The following is a 306-nucleotide window of genomic DNA, read 5'->3' on the forward strand; positions in this document are numbered from 1 at the left end:
GACCGCCGGCATCACGGTCAAGCGGGTGCTGACCGACAACGGCGCCTGCTACCGCTCACACCTGTGGCGCGACACCCTCATCCAGGCGGGCATCACCCAACGTTCCAGCCGCCCCCACCGAAGTCCCCGCCGCCTGCCCACCCGCCGCGAACGCCGGATCGTGAAGGTCCGGCCGGCGCCGCGGGGGGGGGCTTGCCGCCAGGAGGGGGTGGGCGAGGCGTCGGGCGACGCGGCCCCTGGTCACAGCGGAAACCGCCGTGATCGCGACGGCATGCGGGGGGAACGGCATGCGACACGCCCCATGAG

Annotated in this window: 1 pseudogene; it reads left to right on the plus strand. The window is 74.2% G+C overall.

Features of this window, described 5'->3' with window-relative positions:
- Positions 1 to 121 (plus strand): annotated as a pseudogene (locus ADK67_RS55360) (IS481 family transposase); the annotation flags it as partial.
- Between the last annotated feature and the right edge of the window lie 185 nt (positions 122 to 306).

Source organism: Saccharothrix sp. NRRL B-16348, assembly GCF_001280085.1.
Classification (GTDB): domain Bacteria; phylum Actinomycetota; class Actinomycetes; order Mycobacteriales; family Pseudonocardiaceae; genus Actinosynnema.